The organism is Streptomyces sp. NPDC032940 (genome assembly GCF_040636935.1).
Classification (GTDB): domain Bacteria; phylum Actinomycetota; class Actinomycetes; order Streptomycetales; family Streptomycetaceae; genus Streptomyces.
The window spans coordinates 16467-35660 of sequence record NZ_JBEZVJ010000045.1; the positions used below are offsets into that span (position 1 = coordinate 16467).

Sequence of the window (19194 nt, forward strand, 5' to 3'; positions counted from 1 at the left end):
GTGCCAGCCGACGTTTTGTCCCGTGGGAGCCTTCGGTGCCTGGCTCCCATACTGGTCCGATGCGTCCGCTCTCCACCCGCCATCGGTTCCGTGATCCGCGCAGCACGAAGTTCGACTTCCTCGTCTCGGTCCTCGTGCGCTGTCCCGGCTGCGCGAGGGTTGCGCACGTCGTGACTGCCCCGGACCCGGCCCCGGAAGGAGGGCACGACCGTGGTCTCTTCGCTGCGAGGCGTCTGGTCTGCCGCAGCTGCGGGACGGCGAAGCAATGGAGCGGTCGAGGTGTGGCCCTTCACCGGGACCGGCACGCGCCGGCCACCGACCCGTACTTCGGCCTCCCCTTGTGGCTGCAGACCGAGACCCGGCACGGATGGGTGTGGGCCTACAATCTGGAACACCTCGACCTGATCAGGCGCTTCGTGCAGGCGTCGCTGCGTGAGGGGATTGCCTGGCACGACCACGGCCGGAAGATGACCGTGGTGGCCCGCCTGCCCGCATGGATGCAGCACGCCAAGAACCGCGACGAGGTACTGCGGGCCATCGACCGCATCCACGCCTCACTAGTTCACACTTGAGCCCGGTGCGCGGCGTGCCGGGCGGGGAAAGCTGGCAGCTCGCTCGATTCGACTCCCTGTTCTTGGTGTCCAGGCAGGCGGCTGGTATCGCGGGTCGGCTCTGCGCTGTCCACGGACGTGTGGAGGGTCCTGGGAGTGATGTCCGTGGTGTGTGGTGGGATGACAGATCTTGCCGTAGACCTGCTGAGAGGCCAACGTGACGTCTTACCCGTCCCTGACTCGCGCCTTGGGCGAGGCGCTGGTGGATGTCCTGTGGTTCATCGAGGGCAGCGAGGACGAGCAGATGGACCCGGACGACGCGGTCAGGGTGCTGGAGGGCGTCGCCCACCGGGTCACCTCGCTGTCCGATGCTCAGCGGCAGGAGCTGGTGGAGCTGGTCGGGGAGATGGCGGCCGCCGAGAACAACCCGGCTCGCCGCGCCTTCCTGGAACAGTTCCCGGAAGGCTTCGGACTTGTTGACGATGCGTCCTGAGCACGGTGCCGGACTGCGGAGAAGGACGCAGCCGGCTCGACCGAACGCGGAGTCCGCGCGGTGAGCCGGTTGCCGCGGGCAGTGCCCGTTGTGACGACAACCGCGCCGCGCGGCGTCGTTATGCCTGCGGCTAGGTTGCCGCGCAGTTCCTCGCTGACCGGTCTGGGAGAGGTGTATGTCCTCGTTGGATGAGTTGCGGGCCCTGCTGGGCGAGCCCGTCGCCAAGCGTGCGGACCCAGGTGGCTGGGATGAGGTCGAGGAGTACGTCGGTGCGGCCCTGCCCGGCGACTTCAAGGCGTTCGTCGGTGCGTACGGCAGCGGGCTGATCTGCGGCAAGCTTGCCGTCTTCCATCCGCGGGGGTCGAGCCCGCTGCTGGAGCGTATGCGCGCGACGCACGAGACGTTCACCCGACGTCGCGCCAGTGCCCTGGCCAATGGGGACGCCGAGCACGTCCCCCATCCCTTCCACCCCGAGCCCGGCGGGCTGATCTCGTGGGGGTACGACCAGAGCGGGGACGAGTACTTCTTCTGGCCCTGCGACCCGGACCCAGACCGGTGGAAGGTCGTCACGATGGCTCATGAGGAGGGCTGTGTGACCTTCGACGGGCCCTTCTCGGCGTTCGTCCTCGCGTTCGTGCGGCAGCTGCTCGACGTGGACCGGTACCACGGCATCGACCCCGATGCTCTGGAGTACCTGGAACCGGAGGACCTCGAAGAGTTGGCCGCCTCCGGAGAGATCGGCCCCGTCCAGCCCGGCTTCGAGCCAGCCTGACCGTGGTTCGTCGCCGCCTGGGCGGCGGTAGTCCGTCTCAGTTCGCTGCAACGGCTTGGACGGTGGGCCCTACCGGCGGCAGTCCCCACGGCTTGAGCAATCCGCTGATCAGGTCCGCCACGAACTGGACGGCACCTGCCGTGTAGTGCCACCAGCCGCCGTTTCGGGAGGCCACCGTGACAGACCACTCGTCGGGGCTGGCCGCGCTGGTGGTCCACAGGAAGTAGTCGCCCTGAAACGACGTGGCCCAGGGCAGCAGCCCTCCGGGAGCGGGAAACGGATACAGCGGGGCGGCCGTCTCGGCGTCCTCACACCACTCGGCGAGGACCTCGAGATCATCGGAGTCTTCGGCCCATGCCTTTTCCCGTCCGGGGGGTGGGAAGCCGACACACAGGAAGTCATCGAAGAGAAGCGACGGATAGGTCTCGGCGAGCAGCTTGTAGTCGGAGGGCAGCGCCGTGCCCAGACTCTCCTCCGCCTGCGCCCAGTCGATGCCGGCGGGAGCCGTGCGCCGCAATCGTGTCAGCCCCGGTGCGGCACGTTCCAGGGCCGCGACGGCTGAAGCCGGATCGGTCAGTCGCGCCTGGGGGTTCTGGGTGCCGATGAGATCGTCCACGGGGACAGACTGCCAGGGCAGGGATGCGTCCCTTCACCGGCATCGTGCACGCGAGTCCCAAGGCTGATCAGCGGACCGGAGGCCGCCCGGACCGGGACACCTGGGACGGCGGCTGCCGGCGCAGCGGCGAGGTGGACGGCAGCAGCGCGGCGCGTTCGGCGTCGGTGCGGGCCCGTATCTGTTCGAGGCGTCGGGCGACGCGGGCGTGGGTGTAGAGGTCGATGGCGTCGGTGAGGTGGTCCCATTCCTCCGCGTCGAGGCCTGCGGGGCGCGGTCCGAGGATGTCGGGGCCGGCGCGGTGGTGGCGGCGCCGGTAGTCGCCGATGGCGGTGAGGAGCCGGGTGTAGGTGCGCTGCTCGTCCTCGTCGTCCTCACCGGGGGCGGTGATCTCTTCCATCCACGCTTCGGGCAGTTCTTCGCCGGCGAGGACGGCGGCCAGGGCGCGCCGTGCGAGGCGTGCGTCGAGCGCTCCGTAAGAGAGGGGTGCGATGCCGAACGGGTCGCGGAGAGACGGGTGGTCGGGCAAGGGACCGGAAGGTGGCGGGGTGTCGAGGTGGGTGAGGGCCGCGTCGATCAGCACCGTGGCGGGAGCGTCGGACGGCACGGGGTGCTGCAGGGGGCGGCGGCGTCGGGTCAGGGCGCGGATGCGGGCGTCGAGGTCGTCCCAGGCGGCTGCGTCCTGCGGCGGATCGGCGGGGCGCGGTCCGATTCCGGTGGGGGTGGTGATGGCGTGGCGGGTGCGCCACAGTTCCACCAGTGCGGCGGCGGTGGCCCAGGCGTGGCGGCGTCGGGGGCTGCTGGCGGGTGGTGGCAGGCCGAGCGGGCGGGCCCAGGCGGGCGGGGCGGCGGCGAGGACATGGCCGCGGTCGGCGAGTGAGCGGGCCAGGATGCGGTGGCGTTCGGCGAGGTGCGCGACCCAGTGGTCCGGGGTTCCGGGGTGGGCCATGGCGTGCCGGTCGGCGACCCAGTCGGGTATGTCGCCCCGGTGGGTGGGCCGGTAAGGGGGATGGTCGGGCAGGCGCTCGCGTAGGCGGAGTTCGGCGGCGATTTTGTCGGTGACGGCGTCGGCGCGGGCCAGTGCCGCCCGGGTACATCTGCTGCCGGCGGGCTGCGGCCGCGCGCCGCGTCTGGACGGTACGGCGGATCGTAGCGGCCGATGTGGCGCCGGGAAGCGCGGTGCTCGTGGCGCGCTCGCGCTGGTAGTCCTCGCGTGCGCGTTCGCGCCAGGTGAGGGTGCGGCGGAGCTGGGACTCGTGGGTGAGGTCGGCGATGACGCGCCGCGCGGTATCCGACAGCGGTGCCCGGGCGGCCTGCGCGCGGCGGACCTGGGCGCGGACAGAAGCGAGTTGGGAGGCGAGCGCGTCGCGGGAGAGGTCGCCCATCGGCCGCTGGTCCCAGGCTGGATGGGTGTGGCCGGCGCGGGTGGTGACAGGGGCGGGCTGATGGGTGAGGGCGGCGTCGGCCGCTGTGAGCGCTTCGCGGGCTACGGCGCGGTGGGAGGCGGCGAGCCGGTTCAGGGTGTGCAGCTGGGCAAGCGTTAGGTGCGCCAGGGGGCGGGGGCGGTCGTCCTGCTGGGCTTCGGCGGCGTCCGTCAGACGCTGGCGCAGCCGCCAGGTGAGCACCGCGGCGGGGTTATCGGCGTCGGCGAACCCGCGGCGGGGCACGGTGGCTGAGAGAAGGCGCCGTAGGTCGAAGCCTGCCTTCTCGGCGTTGTGCAGGGCGCGGACGAGGGCCGGGTAGGCGTCGGCGGCCAGGAACCACGCGGCCCGGTCCGCGCCGAGCGTGGCCTCGAGGAGGCCGGTCAGGCGGGCGGTGGTGGCGCGTTCGGTGACGTCGGCGAACTCGGCCGACAGCTGCCCCGGCGCCGCCGCCTCGCGCTGCAGGGCGGCGATCGATTCGGTCGCGGAGAGCTGGGCGCGGCGCCGGGCGGCGACCGCGGCGAGGACGGTGTCGAGATGGTCGCCGTCGTCGATGGCGACGTAGAGACGGTTGGTGCGCGCCCCGCGGGTCAGCTGCACGTAGACGCCCTCGCGGTTCGAGCGGGCGGAGGACAGCGCGTGCGAGGTGTCGACGGTCATGCCCTGGGCGCGGTGGATGGTGGAGGCGTAGCCGAGCTCGCAGTCCGTGGCGAGGTAGGCGGCGGGCAGGCGGATGCGGCCGCGGTGCTGGGTGTGGCGGGCGATGACGTCGCCGCCCGGCCAGATCCTGGTGAGGGTCCAGGTGTCGCCGTTCTTCACGAAGTCCCTGCCGCCGCGCACGGTCATGCGGCGCCGGTTGAGGCGCGTGACGATCGTGTCGCCGACATGCGCCTGCTGCCCGGCGCGCAGCGCCACGACGCTGGTGGGGTCGAGGGTGCCGGCCTCGAGGTGCCATGCCTGCGCGCGCTGGTTCAGTACGGTCACGGTCGCGGTGTCGGCGGCCGTCATCAGCGAGGTGAGGCCCTGTCCTGGTCTTTGGACCAGGCGGTGAACACCGCGTCGCACATCGCGTCGTAGGTTCCGGCGACGATCCGGCCCTTGTCCCGGTACCAGGCGAACGCCGACCGGCGGTCCTCTCCGTCGCGCAGGACGAGAGACGCTTCCGCCTCTCCGTCGACGCGGAAGCGGTGCAGCTGGTCGAGTTCGACGGTTCCGCCCGCCCGGGCGATGAGGCGGAGGGCTCCGCCGGCTTCGACGGCGGCGAGCTGGTGCGGGTCGCCGAGCAGACGCACCACCGCACCCGCGGCCGCCGCATCCGCGAGGATCTCGTCCAGCAGGAGGGTGCCGGCCATGCCCGCCTCGTCGACGAGGACGACATCGCCGGGACCGAGCTGGAAGCCGGGGCTGGCCGGCTCGCTGCCGGTGCTGGCGCGGGCGCGCTGGTGGAGCCAGGAGGGCATCGTGTGAGCGCGGCGCTGCAGATCTGTTCCCAACACCTCGGCCGCGCGGGCGGACGGTGCGAGCGGGATCAGCCGTCCCCCGGCCGCGTCGACGGCGCTGGCCACCAGGCGCATCGCCGTGGTCTTCCCGGCACCGGCCGGGCCCAGCCCGGCCAGCAGCAGCTTCTCGGAAAGTGCGAAGGAGGAGGCGAGCGCGCGTTGCCCGGTGTCCATCGGGCCCTGGTGCAGGCCGGCGACGCGGGCGAACGTGGCCCGGCCCACCGGTGGGATGACGCTGCGGCGGGCGGCGGCCAGCAGCCGGTTCTCGGCGGCGAGCAGCCAGTGCGTGGTGTAGGTGTGGGAGCCGATCGGCCGGTAGACGGACGTGCCGTCCGCGCGCTGCAGGTCGGGATGGATCGGGTTGATGGCGGGCGGGGTGATGTCCACGCAGCCGGTGTGGGTGAGGACTTGGTCGGTGATCTCCTCGGCCGCCCGGGGGGGGCTGCGGTGGCTCCGGTCAGGGTGCGCATCAGGTAGCGGCGTGCCTCGGCCAGGACGTGGCGGCGGCGGAACGTCGTACGCCGCTCGGCGACCGCTGCCAGGACCTGCTCAGCCGCCGCAGCAACGTCGACCCCGGCGGGGACGGCGGGGGTGTTGGGGGGGCGGCGGTCGCGGTGCCGAAGGCGGCGGTCGTGTCGGGGGTGTCGGGCTGGGTGGTGATGCGAGCGGTCACGGCCCGGGACGGGACACGGCAGTCGTCACAGTCGAACTCCCAACAGAAGGGGCGGCGGGTTGACGGGAAGAACACTGCGGTCACCTACGGTTAGCCCCGCAAGACACACGGGACCGGCCCCCGACAGCAGACAGCGGGGCCGAACGGCGCGGTGACACGACGGCGGCGCGGCGGGCGGCGGATGGCGGGCGGCAGCGCGCGGCGCAGGTGCAGGGGCGGCGCAGGCACGCGGCGCGGGCCGGGGTAGGGCGTGGGCTGTGGTCTCAGCGGTCTAGGCGGATCCTTCGTGCGGGTTTGAGTACCCGTGCTCATGCCGCCGGCGTCGCCTCGTTCGTACGGTCCCTTCCATGAGGAAGACCGCCGTGCTCCTGGCCCTGCTGCTCGCCGCCCTGATGACCACGGGCTGCTCCGTGCTGGAAGAGGAGTATCCCTCTGCCGATCCCGTGATGCTCTCCAGACGCCTGACGGACCGCGCGCAGTGGGCGTACGAGGCGATGGCCCTGCCGCCTCACAAGGCGGTGAAGCCCGTCCAGGTGATCCCCAGCCCCAGCTGCTATGCGGGCGGGTTCAACATCGACAAGACGGTGCCGGACGTCGTGGTCTTCGACCTGAGCTGGACGGTCGAGGGCATCCCGGTTGATGTCGCCCAGAGCGTGGAAGCTCGCCTGCGCCGGAAGTTCATCGCACAGGGCTGGGCCCTCGTCCATGACGGCAACCGCCGGGGTAAGGACTTCGTGATGCTCGGTTTCCGTGTCAAGGATCCGGCGACGGGCGACGCGTTCGACCTGTCGTGGAATGGCGTTACTACTTCTTTGTTCCTGTCGGGCTACACCCCTTGCACGAAGATCCCCAAGGCGGCGGCCGACAATCCGGCACCAGGCACCTGGACACCGCGCACCGCCTGACACGCCGCAAGCCGACCATCCCACTTCAGAGCAGGATCAGCACGCCGCAGCGAAGTCTGGGTCAGGGGGACTGGACTGGAGCTGAGGGCCGCAGCCGGGGCGCGGCAACGGCGCAGTCCCAGCCCCCTGGGGGTTCAGTTGAGCGTGTGGGGGCGCTGGCGTTGGTCGGGTGGGACGAAGCTCAGGCCGTTTTCGTCGAAGGCGTTGAAGACGGTCACCCGGCTGGTGTGGAACACGAAGCTGATGTCGACGGTTCCCTGTGCCGGGTCGTCGCCTGTCCACTCGAGGAGTTCGGCTCCTTGGAGGGGCAGGCCCTGCAGAGCTGCAAGTTCGGTGAGGGGTTCGGCGCGCCAGTGCAGGTCGAAGCCGGGCCATCGGGCAGGGAGCTGGGGATCGATCGTGTTCCAGGTGAGGGACACCTCGTCGAACTTGTGGTGGTTGATCTCGGCTTGCTCGCCGTCGAAGTCGAACAGGACGGGGCAGTCACGGAACCACTGGTCGTCTTGGCGGTCCCAGAGCATCCAGGCCCTCGTCAGCGTCCGGCCGGTAAGAGCCCGCAAGCGGTGCGCGTGTTCCCGCACGATGTCCGTGCGGTTGTTCAGCCACACCGGGCGGTAGCCGGGGATACCGAAATCGAGCATTGCGTCATCCTTTCAAAAGCCGCCTGGCGTGGCACCCCCGGGCGCGGGGCAGCAGGTGTGCGAGGTCAGCGGCGGAGCGGGAGGGGGACGGGGCGGGCAGAACACGGCCCCCGGCCCCGCCCACGGGAACGTCGTGTCCGGCGGGCGGGGCCGTGGCTGTCGCTGGGCTCCGTCTGCAGCCGGCGGGCGGAGGGGCTGGCGCGTTCAGTACCGGGTGGCGGGGATGGGTCGGTCCTCTCAGCGTGAGTGTCCGGCCGCCGGGCTGCGGCTCGGGGGTGGCAGCACGCTGTCCGGGCGCGGGGCGAGCCCGGCAACTGGTGGAGCTCTGAGAGAGCGTGGCGGTCGGCAAGGGGCTGGACCGAGACGCGGCTTCGATGTGCTCTACCTGTCGTTCGTGCCGACCGAGCTGGCTGAGCCTTGATGCTCTCCCCGGCGTCCGGCAGCACCGAGGCCTACAGGTGCCGTAGCGCGTGCTTGCCGTTGACCCGTCCAGTGCAGCTCGAGCCCAATGCCGCTTTGCCGACCTCGCGGCCACAGGCCGATGAAGGCCCTGGTAGAACACACGTGTGACCTACAGATTCACTGCGAATATCGCCTACGGGTGGCACGAGCCGGGGCCCGACGTCTATTCCCTGGGTGCCGGGGTTGCCGAGTCTGACGGGGGAGGCTTCGCGCTTGAGTTCCAGGCCTTCTTCGACGAGCCCGATGCGCAGAACATCCGCAACGGTACCGACTCGTACTGCGTGGTCACCCCCGACCAATGCACCGCGTACGGATGCGTGCGCACGGTCGAGCTCGAAGGAGACATCCTGCGGATCACGTTCGACCCGGATTGTCTGGAAGCACTGTTCCTGGACGACCCGGTAGTCGAGGCAGTGCTGCAGGCACCGGCCGCGGACGTAGCTCGGATGCGGGAGGCCCTCACACGCATCCTCGCCTACGGCCGGCCGGACGCACTCCCGATCGTGGTCGGGGTCTGAACTACGGTCGTCGCTCACGCCGTCCCCCGCCGTGTCTGCTCGGGATACTTGGGTGGTGGACAGCTACGAGGGCCTTGCGACGCTGGAGTGGTGGGCCAACCCGTCGACGTTGGCCGAGCTGGGTGTGCGGGTCACGGTGCGTGTCACGGGCGACGGCTGGTCCTGCGACGCGGTTCTCGAACCTTCTCTGAGCGCGGAGGACCGGGAGGGCTTCGAGTTCCTGATGGCGGCCGATCCGCTGTTCATGCTGCGCTTCGAGGGGGGAAGCACGGTGCCGTCAATGTCATCGCGGCGGGAGACGACGGAGGGCTGGCTCACTTTCAGCGCATCTGAGGCGGAACCCTCGGTGTCATGAGCAACCCGGCAGTTGCCGTAGAAGCCCGGCCAGGGCGCGGCACGGGTCCGGCAGGTGCGGCGCGGGCAGACACAGCGGCCGCGGTGCGGGCGGGGGCCTCCATCCCGCAGGTGACTCGTGACGGGCTGCAGCGAGGAGTGCGGTGGTGTGGCGGGCGCGCTGGGGCGCTGGCATGGGCCGGGGCAGGATGGCGGTCGGTCGAAGGGCTGCGGAACGCTGGGGGGTTGGTGCGGTCGTAGCCGGGGGCATCGCTCGGGGGCTGGTGGTCCGTCAGGCTCAGCAGGGCGGCAGAATGGTCAGCCTGTCGAGGACTGAGAGAGGACGCACCATCATCGGTAGACAGCGACTGAGACGCTCGACCCTGGCGTGCCTCGTCATAGCGACACTGATGACCGCGGCGGCCTGTGTCCCTGCTGATCTGGGTCCGCTTCCCCCGCGCTTTTCTGGCCCGGCTCTGTCTGCGGAGACGGCGGTGTCGGAGATCAGGTCGGTACTGGCGGCGGAGGGCATCGAGGTGGAGGTGGAGGGAGAACCGTCGAACTCCCTGGGCAGGTGCCATGAACGGCTCTCGGGACGGCAACATGCGCCCGAGACGGTGAAGGCCTCGCTGAAGTCGGCCTTCGCGCGGGCTCGTTCCGAGCACGGCTGGCAGCCGGGCCCCGACGCGGGGGCCCAGGTGCTGTCGCTCACGAAGGGCAATTGGACGGCCCTCGCCGCCCTGCCTGTCCAGCCGCCCGAGGGCGCTGAGGCATTCGTGGTCGTCTCGCTGATATGCCTGGACTCCGGCGATGCTTCCCCTTCGCCCGGAGCTCCGGGAGGATCTGTCACCGACCCGGCCCCGTCGAGCACTGCTTGAGTCGACTCGCTGGCTTCCCGGCCTCGCAGGCGCTGTTGCTCGTGAACCAGCTGGCCGTCACCGTTGCTCGCTGTCGTCGAAGTGGCGCACGGCGGCGGCGATCTCCCGCACGCGGTCCAGGGTGATGCCAGTGCGCTGTTCGACGGCGAGGGGGTGGTCGGTGGGCTCGAGTTCGACGTAGGGGCGCTCACCGACCGGGCGGGTGTGGACGTGTGTCTTCAGGTTGAGAGTGGTGGGCGAGTAGAGCGGCAGGTCAGTGGTGAGCCAGCCGAAGTACGGCTTCTCGGACTCGCGGCCGGGTGTGTCCCACAGGTCGGCGGCCCGGGAGAAGTTGTCGCGGCTGAGCGAGACCCATACGCCCCAGGAGAACACCTCGTCGCTGCCGATGACCGGTATCTCGATCAGGCCCTTGACGAAGTAGTGCTCTGCTCGGATCACGCACTGGTCTGAGCAGAGCAGACAGTCGTCTGCACCGGTGAACGATGGATCCCACACCGCCGGGGCGTCGGCTGTGTAGTTCATCGGCAGCTCACGATGGTGGGCCCCGCAGCACGAACAGGTGCACCCGAGATCACTGGTCATGGCGCTGGAGCCCAGCGACAGGCCCCCACGCACCCTAGCGGGAGCCTGCTCACCCGAGGCGGTAGGCGGGGACGTAGAGCAGCGCCAGCCCGGCAGGTACGGGCCGGGCAGACACGAAGGGCTACAGAGCGCTGGCGGCGCCGGACCGGAACGCGGCGTCCTGGCACGGGACAGGGGCCGGTGTTGGGCCTGGAGCCGTGCCCCTGGGACGGCGTGGGGGCGGGCGTGGCGGTTTGGGGCTGTCAGAGACCTGACGGATGGCTGGAGAGCCAGTCGGTATGCCGATCGCGAGTGCGGTCTCTTTCGTGTGGTGTGGTGAGGAAGACGTCGGCGCCGCCGTCGTAGGGGTGGTGGATCGTCGCATCTGAGTGTCGGTGATGAGGACTCCGGCCACCTTGTCGTCGGCTATGTCACGGAGCACCTCGTCGATGCAGCCACGTCGCCAGGGCCGGCGGGCAGCGAAGAGGTGCCAGTAGGTGCGGAACTCCGGCTCTGGATCGGATCGTCCTCCACGAACAGGGTCTGCCAGTAGCCAACGGGTTGAAGCTGCGGGGTCTCGGGTTCAGTCGCCCAGTGGGGAGTGATGACGTAGACGTCTGTGTCGGCGAACAACTCGTCGAGGACGGTGTTGTAACGCTCCAGGACGACGGCGTACTCGCTCTCGCTCTGGGTGTCGCTTCGACTCCGGCAGGCTGTGGAAACGCACCCAGACATGTTGATACGGGTCTCGGAGCTTGTAGCCCACCGGAGGGCAGTGGGGCCATCGCTGCTGCCACAGCTTCGTCAGAGCCGTCTGCCCGCCTCCAGCCACCTGCGGCACTGCCCCTCTCGTGATTGGCCCGTGCCGACGACCATGTTGCCCGGCGTCCGCTCGCCAGGAGAAACGACTTCTCAGTGAGCCGTTCGTTCTGGTATCGGACGGTACATGCTGAATTCCGAGAGCCGACACGAGCGCTCAACGAAGCGATTCGCCTGAAACATCACTTCTGCGGCAATCAGTAGAAAGGTAATGCGCCGGTTTCCTGGTAAGAGCTCCTGTCTCATTCAGAAACCCACCGGTTCGCACCGAGTAGGGAACACACACCAATGCACCCGGCGCCCCCGCACACGCCCTGCTCAGGCCGGCAGCCGCCATGTACGCAGACACCATGCAGTCCTCTCGGCCCTACCTCAGCGACCTGGCCGACGCCCGCTGGGAACTCATCCGCCCCACCCTCGAAGCCTGGCGCCGGGCCCGCAACGGCATCCGCAAACCCACCCACGACCTGCGAGCCCTGATGAACGCCATCCTCTACGTCGACCGCACCGGGATCCCCTGGCGCTACCTGCCCCACGACTTCCCGCCCCACCAAACCGTCTACGGCTACTTCCCCCGCTGGGAAGCCGACGGCATCCTCGACCAGCTCACCGGCCTGCTACGCGGCAAAGTCCGCCAGGCCGAAGGCCGCACCACCGACCGGTGCGCCCGCTGCACGCAGTTTCACGACGCAGCTCCCCGGTGATCCCCGGGCGCTCCACCTGGCGCGTGTGTGGATTCGACGCATCGTCACCCTCCTGTGTTGGCACGGCGACGTCCGCCGGGCCGTGGAAGCCGTCACCCGGCTCGTGGACAACGGGGTGAAGCACGGAATCCCCCACAGTGTCCCTCCTGCCGAACAGCGGCTCACTCTCGGCATCGCCACCGATGAGACCGGCTCACTGATCATCGACGTCGCCGACCTGAACCCTCAGTTCCCGCACTTCGATGCCGCGGTGAGCGGGGAGAAGGGACGGGGCCTGTGGCAGGTCGCCTATCTCGGCGCACAGGTCACCCGGTTCTTGCCGCACGAAGGCGTTGGCAAGACCGTCCGCGCCGTCCTCGCGCCTGGGCCCGTGGATGTGTGAAGCCGCCGGCAGCCCGAGCCCCCGAACCCCCTGAACTTGGAGAGGACAGCGTGCGCAGCTCCTGGACGCAGCGCCCCGTCTACGACCGGACCGATCCGAGTCGCACGGGGCCCTTGGCGGTCAATTACGACCTGGACCGGCTCAGGGTCGGCGAGAACCGCATCGTGGTGGGCCGCAAGGACGGCTTCGACCTCCACGACCGGGGCATCGCCCCGGGTGACGGCTGGAGCCGCGCGCTGTACGCGCCCGAGTGCGCGTGGCCGCCGGGAGCAGAGCTCTGCGTCCTGGTCGAGTGGCATCCGGACCGCAGAGTGGGACCCGACTGGGCTGTCCGGCTGGAGACCGTGACGAGCGGGCTGGGGTCGCTGGACTACGTCGTGGAGCGCGCGGGTCGGCCCATCGACCCGTCGACGGACCTGTACGCCACCCTGCTCGTCTACCGCATGGATCCGGGCAGGACTCCGCCTCGCCGCCCTGACGACGCGTGGGCGCACATACCGAGCCCGCGGACTTACAGGTGGCCCGAGACAGACCCGCTGGACCAACTGCGCTCGCTGCTCGGGCAGATGACAGCAGGTCGCGGGGGTGCGCGTGTGACGGTGCGGGGCCTCGCGAGTGCTCTGTGGCCGCCGGAAGCGGTCTTCTGCGGACACGTGCGCTAGTGGCCGGCTCAGGACGGTGCTGACGCCGTCTACCGCGACCTCCACGAGGTGGCTCTGGCTCTGTGGGATGCCGGCTACCGAGTGCGCTCGCAGGAACATCCCCTGCCCGATGCCATGGAAGTGGGCGACCTGCTCGTCTACCGCGATGCTCCCCGGGCGCCATCACCTGACTTCTGCCGGGGCCACGGTTGCTGACACGTCCCGTCGCCCCGGCAGCGCACACCCCCCCCCCGGCGCCGGCGGGAGCCGACCCGACTGCTCTCCCACGGCAGCCACTCTTCCCGGCGCCGGGCCCACAGACGGCTGCTCACCGGTCCTCGCAATTGCCACGCCCCGGACCACTGAGCAGCTACCGCGGCACCTGCACCACCCTCCTCCGAGTGGAGCGGGGGCCGCTCAATCACCGCCCCGGCCCGATCCTCAGGTCTCCCCTGGCCGGAGTGCCCAGCGCCCGCCCCGACGTACGAGCCGGGGCGGGCCGGTGCCGTTTGTCGCCGCGCTGCCTGGAGAAACTCGCCGGGTATGCCCGAGCCGGGTGGCGACGCCCTTGTCGACGGCTCGAATTGGCGTGTTCCCATCACGCCAGAGCCCTTCCAGCACCACGATGATGAGTGTTTTACCTCCTGGGAGGGAGACTCATGAGACGCATAGTCATCGCCCTGCTAGCGGCAGTGGGGCTCGTACTCACGCTTCCTGGAGCAGCGACTGCGCATACAACCGACGACTGGTACAACTCCCGCAACAGTCCGAACAGCTCCTACGGATGGGTAGGCCAGTCCTACAGCACTGTGGGTGGGGTCCACCAGTGGGCGAATCTGTGGACCGACGGGGGCTTCGCCGCTATGACCTTCGGCGTCGAGGATCAGGTCACCGACGGATACTGCGCCACCCTGCAAATCCGCTACGAGATCTACGACGGTGGCTGGGCGGGGCACTGGCACACCCGCAACACAGGCTTGGTGGACTGCACGACGGACGGAAACTTCGCATGGAAGGAGTACGTCTATAGCAACTACATGGTACGCGGCATGGCCTCTCGTGCCTGCCACGCATCATCGAGCGGCGCGATCGTGGAATGCGAGGGCAGTTGGCACTACGTGTGACTTGACGCCCGGATTCGCACGGGGAGCTCCGCCAAGTGGGGCTCCCCGTTCTCCGTCGGCCTGGCATGCCCCAGCTCACCGAGATCGACGAACGGACCCGCTATCGCGCAGACACCCGCGTAGGCGCCTGGCTCGGTGTCTGTTCTTCGAGCCGGGAGGCCGTCCCGGGCCCGGTTCTGAGGGTTTCGGTGCTGCCGCCGGACGTGCTGCCGTCACGCGGACGTTGCGAAACCCCCGCCGCACCCGTGCGGGAGTGAGACGGCGGGGCTCGGAGGGTCGCTCCCAGGGACGACGCAAGGTCCTCCGCGAGGGGCCGGGAGAGGCGGAGCTGGGTGTGGGAGGCGATAACGAGCCAAGCCCACAGATCGGCGCTGTCGCTTCGGGGCCGTCCAGCCGAAAGGGTGTTGTTGCAGAAGACCGTGAACTGGGCATTTTCGTTTTCTGGCTGGGCTGTTGAGGGCCGAGCGGGTCTGGGTGGAGACGTTCACGGGGTTGCGGGTCGACCAGTTCGGTCGGTTACTGAAAGCGGTCCGGGAGCGTGGTGGCGAGGGTTGCAGCTGGGGGCGTCCGTGGCGACTGCCGCTGGCCGACCGGGTCCTGCTGACGGCGGTGTACTACCGCACGAACCTCACCATGCGGCAGCTCGCCCCGCTGTTCGGCGTTTCACCGGCGACCGTGTGCCGGGTGATCCAGCGGCTCGGCCCGCTGCTCGCGCTCGAGCCGGCACGGGCCGGCGTTGATGCCACCGACCGGCTGTGGATCGTGGACGGCACCCTCGTCCCGGTCCGCGACCGCAAGGTCGGTGCGTCCTCCCGTAATTACCGGTTCTCGGCGAACGTGCAGGTCATCGTGGACGCGGAGACCCTCCTGGTGGTGGCTGCGGCCCGTCCGGTGCCCGGCAACACGGCGGACGCGAAGGCCTGGCTGAGCTCCGGTTTGGCCGAGCACTGCGAGGGCGTGACGGTTCTCGGTGACGGCGCCTACATCGACACCGGCCTGATCGTCCCGCACCGCAAACGCCCCGGACGCCCGTTGTTGAAGGGCGAGGAGGAGGACAACGCGCAGCATCGCAAGGTCCGCGCACGCGTCGAGCACACCTTCTCCCGCATGAAGAACTACAAGATCCTCCGCGACTGCCGGCAGCGCGGCGACGGCCTCCACCACGCCGTCGCCCGCATGCACAACCTCGCCCTCGCCGCATGACCGCACAGGCCCGAACACCACTGCAGCCTGCCTGATCAGGGCCTTCTGCAACACCCTTTAGAGTGAGACGGTGACCTCTCTGCCGGAAGATCCGTCGCCGATGCTCAACGAGGCCGATCGCGACACTGCCGTGCAGCGCCTCCAGCAGGCGTACGCCGAAGGCCACATCCCACACGAAGATCTGGACGAACGCCTACACCAGATACTCACCGCCCGCACGCGCGCCGACCTCGTGTCACCCCTGGCCTCGTTCCCGGAGGAGGAGGATGCGGGAACCGCGTTCACGATCGCCGCTGCCGGCGGACGGATCAAGCGACAAGGCGCGTGGCGGGTGCCTCGCACCCTCAAGGTCGAGTCCGCTTATGCAAGGGTGCATCTCGACCTGTCCCGCGCGGTCATCGAGCATCCGGTCATCGACATTGAGCTGCAACTCGGCACCGGGAAAGCAAAGATCACGGCCCCTCGTGACGCGATCGTCGACTTCGAGGATCTGCACACCGGGTGGAAGGACACGCTCTACAAGCCACCACGGCGCTCCGTGTCCGGTGGGCCGACGATCCGGATCTCCGGGACCATGGGGTACGGACGGTTGAAGATCCGCCATGCACGACGTTGACGATCCGTCCGGTGCGAGCGCCGGTGACGGCGCCGGATGGCCGAACCAGCGAGAGCTTGTCCGCCGCACCGTCCGCGCCCCGCACACCCCCCGTGCCGCCGGGGCAGCCACGGTCACCCTTCGCGCTACATCTCGTCCGGACGGCGTAACCCGTCGGAAGCACCGTACTGATCAGCTCTTGCTGTAGCCCCGCACACCCGGCACTCGGGTTTTAACGGAAACCTGACGCCGCCGGCCGACTCATCCGCAGGCCCATGGGTCACTCCCTGTTTACGCTGATCAGGCCATCCGTGTGATGGCCGGGCCTCAGCCCCAGCCTCATATCAGCTGCCCGCGAAATCAGGAGAGAACGCACCGATGGCCAGCACCGAGCACCCGCCGCCCCGTCGCCTGCGGGCATGGATGCTGGAGGGCCTGTCCGACATGGGCAAGGACGGCGGTCTCCAGGGGCCGCACGCCCAGCCCGAACCACCGCACAAAGGCCAGCCCTGGTACCGGGTGATGTGCCTGACCGGCGTCGACTACTTCTCCACGCTCGGCTACCAGCCGGGCATCGCGGCCCTCGCCGCGGGCCTGCTCTCCCCGGTCGCCACCATCGTGCTGGTGATCGTCACCCTGGCGGGTGCCCTGCCCGTCTACCGGCGAGTGGCCGAGGAGAGCCCGCACGGGCAGGGCTCGATCGCGATGCTGGAACGGCTGCTGACGTTCTGGAAGGGCAAGCTGTTCGTCCTCGCCCTGCTGGGCTTCGCGGCGACGGACTTCCTCATCACGATCACCCTGTCGGCGGCGGACGCCTCCACCCACCTCGTGGAAAACCCTCATCTGACCGACGCTCTGCATGACAAGCAGCTGATCATCACCCTGATTCTGATCGCGCTGCTCGGCGCGGTCTTCCTCAAGGGCTTCCTGGAGGCGATCGGGGTCGCCGTGGTCCTGGTAGGGACCTACCTCACGCTCAACGTGGTGGTCGTCGTCTCGGGCATCTGGCATCTCGCCACCGAGGGGCACCTCGTCACCGACTGGACCAGCGCCCTGACCGCCGAGCACGGCAACGTCTTCGTCATGATCGGCTTGGCGCTGATCGTCTTCCCGAAGCTTGCGCTGGGCCTGTCGGGCTTCGAGACCGGCGTGGCCGTGATGCCTCATGTGCGGGGCGATGCGTCCGACACGGAGGAGAAGCCCACCGGCCGCATCCGGGACACGAAGAAGCTGCTCACCACGGCCGCCCTGATCATGAGTGCCTTCCTGATCACCACCAGCTTCATCACCACCGTGCTGATCTCGGAGAAGGAATTCGAATCCGGCGGCGCGGCCAACGGGCGGGCTCTGGCATACCTGGCGCACGAGTACCTGGGGAACGGCTTCGGCACCGTCTACGACGTCTCGACCATCGCCATCCTCTGGTTCGCCGGCGCCTCGGCGATGGCCGGGCTGCTCAACCTGATGCCGCGCTACCTGCCCCGCTACGGCATGGCGCCCCATTGGGCCCGGGCGGTGCGCCCCATGGTCATCGTGTTCACACTCGTCGGGTTCCTCGTCACCTGGATCTTCGACGCCGACGTGGACGCCCAGGGCGGCGCCTACGCCACCGGCGTCCTGGTACTGATCAGCTCGGCCGCCATCGCCGTGACCATCGCCGCCCACAAGGCCGGGCAGCGAGGCTGGACCATCGCCTTCGCCGTCATCTCCGCGGTCTTCCTCTACACCACCGTCCTCAACGTCATCGAACGCCCCGACGGCGTCAAGATCGGTGCCTGCTTCATCGCGGCCATCGTCCTCGTCTCCTTCCTCTCCCGCCTCGCCCGCGCCTTCGAGCTTCGCGTGACCAGCGTCGAGCTGGACGAGACGGCGGAACGCTTCGTCAGGGACATCGCCCACCGCAAGATCCGGTTCATCGCCAACGAGCCCGACAACCGGGACGCCACCGAGTACCGCGACAAGACCGAACAGATCCACGCCGACAACGAGATCTCCTCCCACGAGGACTTCATCTTCGTCGAGGTCACCGTCACCGACCCCTCCGAGTTCGAGGCCGGCCTGACCGTCCGCGGCGTGGTGATGCACGACCACTACCGCGTCCTGACCCTGGAGAGCTCTTCGGTCTCCAACGCCCTGGCCGCCTTCCTCCTCCACGCCCGTGACCTCACCGGCCAGATCCCCCACATCTACTTCGAGTGGACCGAGGGCAACCCCTTCACCAACTTCCTCCGCTTCTTCCTCTTCGGCCAGGGAGAAGTAGCCCCGGTGACCCGCGAGGTCCTCCGCGAGGCCGAGCCCGACCGCTCCCGACGCCCCCGGGTCCACGTCGGCTGAGGACGTCACTGCCGGACTGCACAGCACGCGGCCCCGCCGCACGCGCTCGCGATCAGGATGCCGCCAGCGGCCAAGGCGGGCACGGAGTCGGGCGCGAACAGGGTCGCCGTCCGTACGCCGGGCCGCGTCAGGCAGCGGCGGATGGACGGCGCCAGCGGCATTCGGGCCGAGTCGCCATAGCCACAGCGCAGCAGCGCCGACCGCACCCCCTGACTCCCCTTCCGGTAACACGGGCTGGGGTGCCTGTGCCAACCCGTGGCGCCGCGATTGAGGGAAAGGTCCGCCCTACGACGTCCCCGGCCCGGCCGGCGATTCGGCGGCGTGCTGACGGCGAAGTCGTCGTCGGGCCGACGCCTGACATCACACCTGCCCCGATCCCAAGGGCGTGCCGCTGCCGCTGAATGACACACCGCGACGGTCATCGGGACGTCGCCGAGTGGCTGCCCGACGAGTCCGTGCAATGCAGGTACCTGACCTACTGAGTGCCCATCAAACTGTCCTGGCACCTCGCCGTCGACGACACCGAACTGGACGCGCTGAACACCCTCGCCGCACGCTGCCCGGACACCGACATCGCCTACACCCGCGCCCCCCTGACCCGGACGGTGGACCGGCTCCCGGCTTCACCGCGCGAGCGACGGCCGGAGCCGGCAGGCCGACCGTGCTGCAGGCATGGAACCGGCGCGCGAGCTGCACCTCACCGGCTCACAGGCGCGGCGTCTACCCGGGGGAAGCCGTGACCCCGCACCGCTTTCATCCTCTGCCGGGAGGCCGCGGTCTGCGCGGGGTGGCATGGAATCTGGAGAGTTTGCCATTGAAGTTGGACGGAGGGCGGTGCGGAAAGCGCTGGTCGCTCTGCTGCTCGGGCGTGAGACCATCGAGCAAGCCACGGTCGCGCAGTGGTCGGCCGACCGACTCGGCCGTCGCCGCGCTGCGCGAGTTCCCGATGACTTCGCCGCCCGGGTGATGCGCGGCAGGGGACTTACTGGCTCTAACAAAAGCTGCTGATCATGAGGCTGTCGGCCTCTCCGGCCGTATGTCTGGGTATGGGAAACCGTCAGTCACGGCCGTG

General features: G+C 69.5%; 18 protein-coding genes and 2 pseudogenes. 14 read left to right on the top strand and 6 right to left on the bottom strand.

Annotated elements, in window-relative coordinates; genetic code table 11:
- The first annotated feature begins 59 nt into the window (after positions 1-59).
- The 3 genes from AB0E77_RS32030 (at position 60) to AB0E77_RS32040 (ending at position 1816) form a co-directional block, all read left to right on the top strand.
- A complete protein-coding gene (locus AB0E77_RS32030; protein WP_361577838.1) occupies positions 60-572 on the top strand; it encodes a hypothetical protein in 513 nt (170 codons plus the stop codon).
- A 196-nt stretch (positions 573-768) separates the two neighbouring features.
- On the top strand, positions 769-1044 hold the full coding sequence (locus AB0E77_RS32035; RefSeq protein WP_361577841.1) for a hypothetical protein: 276 nt from the start codon (positions 769-771) through the stop codon (positions 1042-1044).
- 175 nt (positions 1045-1219) lie between these two features.
- Positions 1220-1816 carry a hypothetical protein gene (locus AB0E77_RS32040; protein ID WP_361577844.1) on the top strand — a complete coding sequence of 199 codons (597 nt, stop codon included), beginning with the start codon at positions 1220-1222 and terminating at the stop codon, positions 1814-1816.
- A gap of 37 nt (positions 1817-1853) precedes the next feature.
- Here the strand turns inward: AB0E77_RS32040 and AB0E77_RS32045 are convergent, their stop codons facing one another.
- Together AB0E77_RS32045 and AB0E77_RS32050 are read right to left on the bottom strand one after the other, a co-directional pair.
- Positions 1854-2432, bottom strand: a complete 579-nt coding sequence (locus AB0E77_RS32045) for an SMI1/KNR4 family protein (protein WP_361577847.1) — start codon at positions 2430-2432, stop codon at positions 1854-1856.
- Between the two features lie 67 nt (positions 2433-2499).
- Positions 2500-3378 carry a hypothetical protein gene (locus AB0E77_RS32050; protein ID WP_361577850.1) on the bottom strand — a complete coding sequence of 293 codons (879 nt, stop codon included), beginning with the start codon at positions 3376-3378 and terminating at the stop codon, positions 2500-2502.
- Between the two features lie 766 nt (positions 3379-4144).
- Between AB0E77_RS32050 and AB0E77_RS32055 the strand changes: the two genes are divergently transcribed.
- Positions 4145-4927 carry a hypothetical protein gene (locus AB0E77_RS32055; RefSeq protein ID WP_361577853.1) on the top strand — a complete coding sequence of 261 codons (783 nt, stop codon included), beginning with the start codon at positions 4145-4147 and terminating at the stop codon, positions 4925-4927.
- Here AB0E77_RS32055 and AB0E77_RS32060 read toward each other — a convergent pair.
- Positions 4858-5736 (bottom strand): AAA family ATPase, encoded by an 879-nt coding sequence (locus AB0E77_RS32060; RefSeq protein WP_361577856.1) that lies wholly within the window; start codon positions 5734-5736, stop codon positions 4858-4860. The two genes, AB0E77_RS32055 and AB0E77_RS32060, sit on opposite strands and share 70 nt — an antisense overlap.
- Before the next feature lie 633 nt (positions 5737-6369).
- Between AB0E77_RS32060 and AB0E77_RS32065 the strand changes: the two genes are divergently transcribed.
- Positions 6370-6927 carry a hypothetical protein gene (locus tag AB0E77_RS32065; RefSeq protein WP_361577859.1) on the top strand — a complete coding sequence of 186 codons (558 nt, stop codon included), beginning with the start codon at positions 6370-6372 and terminating at the stop codon, positions 6925-6927.
- Between the two features lie 134 nt (positions 6928-7061).
- Here the strand turns inward: AB0E77_RS32065 and AB0E77_RS32070 are convergent, their stop codons facing one another.
- Positions 7062-7568 (bottom strand): hypothetical protein, encoded by a 507-nt coding sequence (locus AB0E77_RS32070; protein WP_361577862.1) that lies wholly within the window; start codon positions 7566-7568, stop codon positions 7062-7064.
- A gap of 566 nt (positions 7569-8134) precedes the next feature.
- On the opposite strand from AB0E77_RS32070, the gene AB0E77_RS32075 reads away from it, so the two are divergent.
- Positions 8135-8548, top strand: coding sequence for an Imm10 family immunity protein (locus AB0E77_RS32075; RefSeq protein WP_361577865.1), 414 nt, complete (start codon positions 8135-8137; stop codon positions 8546-8548).
- A 55-nt stretch (positions 8549-8603) separates the two neighbouring features.
- Positions 8604-8903, top strand: a complete 300-nt coding sequence (locus tag AB0E77_RS32080; protein WP_361577868.1) for a hypothetical protein — start codon at positions 8604-8606, stop codon at positions 8901-8903.
- Between the two features lie 913 nt (positions 8904-9816).
- Here the strand turns inward: AB0E77_RS32080 and AB0E77_RS32085 are convergent.
- Positions 9817-10281 (bottom strand): DUF2199 domain-containing protein, encoded by a 465-nt coding sequence (locus AB0E77_RS32085; protein ID WP_361577871.1) that lies wholly within the window; start codon positions 10279-10281, stop codon positions 9817-9819.
- A 1208-nt stretch (positions 10282-11489) separates the two neighbouring features.
- Between AB0E77_RS32085 and AB0E77_RS32090 the strand changes: the two are divergent.
- The 4 genes and pseudogenes from AB0E77_RS32090 to AB0E77_RS32105 all read left to right on the top strand — a co-directional run.
- Positions 11490-11747: pseudogene (locus AB0E77_RS32090) on the top strand (transposase); the annotation flags it as partial.
- Positions 11748-11925: 178 nt separating this feature from the next.
- Entirely contained in the window at positions 11926-12225 is a 300-nt protein-coding gene (locus tag AB0E77_RS32095) for a hypothetical protein (protein WP_361577874.1), read from the top strand.
- A gap of 50 nt (positions 12226-12275) precedes the next feature.
- A complete protein-coding gene (locus AB0E77_RS32100) occupies positions 12276-12887 on the top strand; it encodes a hypothetical protein (protein WP_361577877.1) in 612 nt (203 codons plus the stop codon).
- Between the two features lie 842 nt (positions 12888-13729).
- Positions 13730-13990 carry a hypothetical protein gene (locus tag AB0E77_RS32105; RefSeq protein ID WP_361577880.1) on the top strand — a complete coding sequence of 87 codons (261 nt, stop codon included), beginning with the start codon at positions 13730-13732 and terminating at the stop codon, positions 13988-13990.
- Between the two features lie 123 nt (positions 13991-14113).
- Here the strand turns inward: AB0E77_RS32105 and AB0E77_RS32110 are convergent.
- Positions 14114-14363, bottom strand: a pseudogene (locus AB0E77_RS32110) (transposase); the annotation flags it as partial.
- Between the two features lie 68 nt (positions 14364-14431).
- Here AB0E77_RS32110 and AB0E77_RS32115 point away from each other — a divergent pair.
- The 3 genes from AB0E77_RS32115 to AB0E77_RS32125 all read left to right on the top strand — a co-directional run bounded on the left by AB0E77_RS32115 (position 14432) and on the right by AB0E77_RS32125 (position 18122).
- The gene (locus AB0E77_RS32115) at positions 14432-15193 is read left to right on the top strand and encodes a transposase family protein (protein ID WP_361577892.1); all 762 of its coding nucleotides are present in this window, start codon (positions 14432-14434) and stop codon (positions 15191-15193) included.
- A 70-nt stretch (positions 15194-15263) separates the two neighbouring features.
- On the top strand, positions 15264-15809 hold the full coding sequence (locus AB0E77_RS32120; protein WP_361577883.1) for a DUF1707 domain-containing protein: 546 nt from the start codon (positions 15264-15266) through the stop codon (positions 15807-15809).
- A gap of 357 nt (positions 15810-16166) precedes the next feature.
- Positions 16167-18122, top strand: a complete 1956-nt coding sequence (locus AB0E77_RS32125) for an amino acid transporter (RefSeq protein ID WP_361577886.1) — start codon at positions 16167-16169, stop codon at positions 18120-18122.
- Positions 18123-19194 lie beyond the last annotated feature (1072 nt).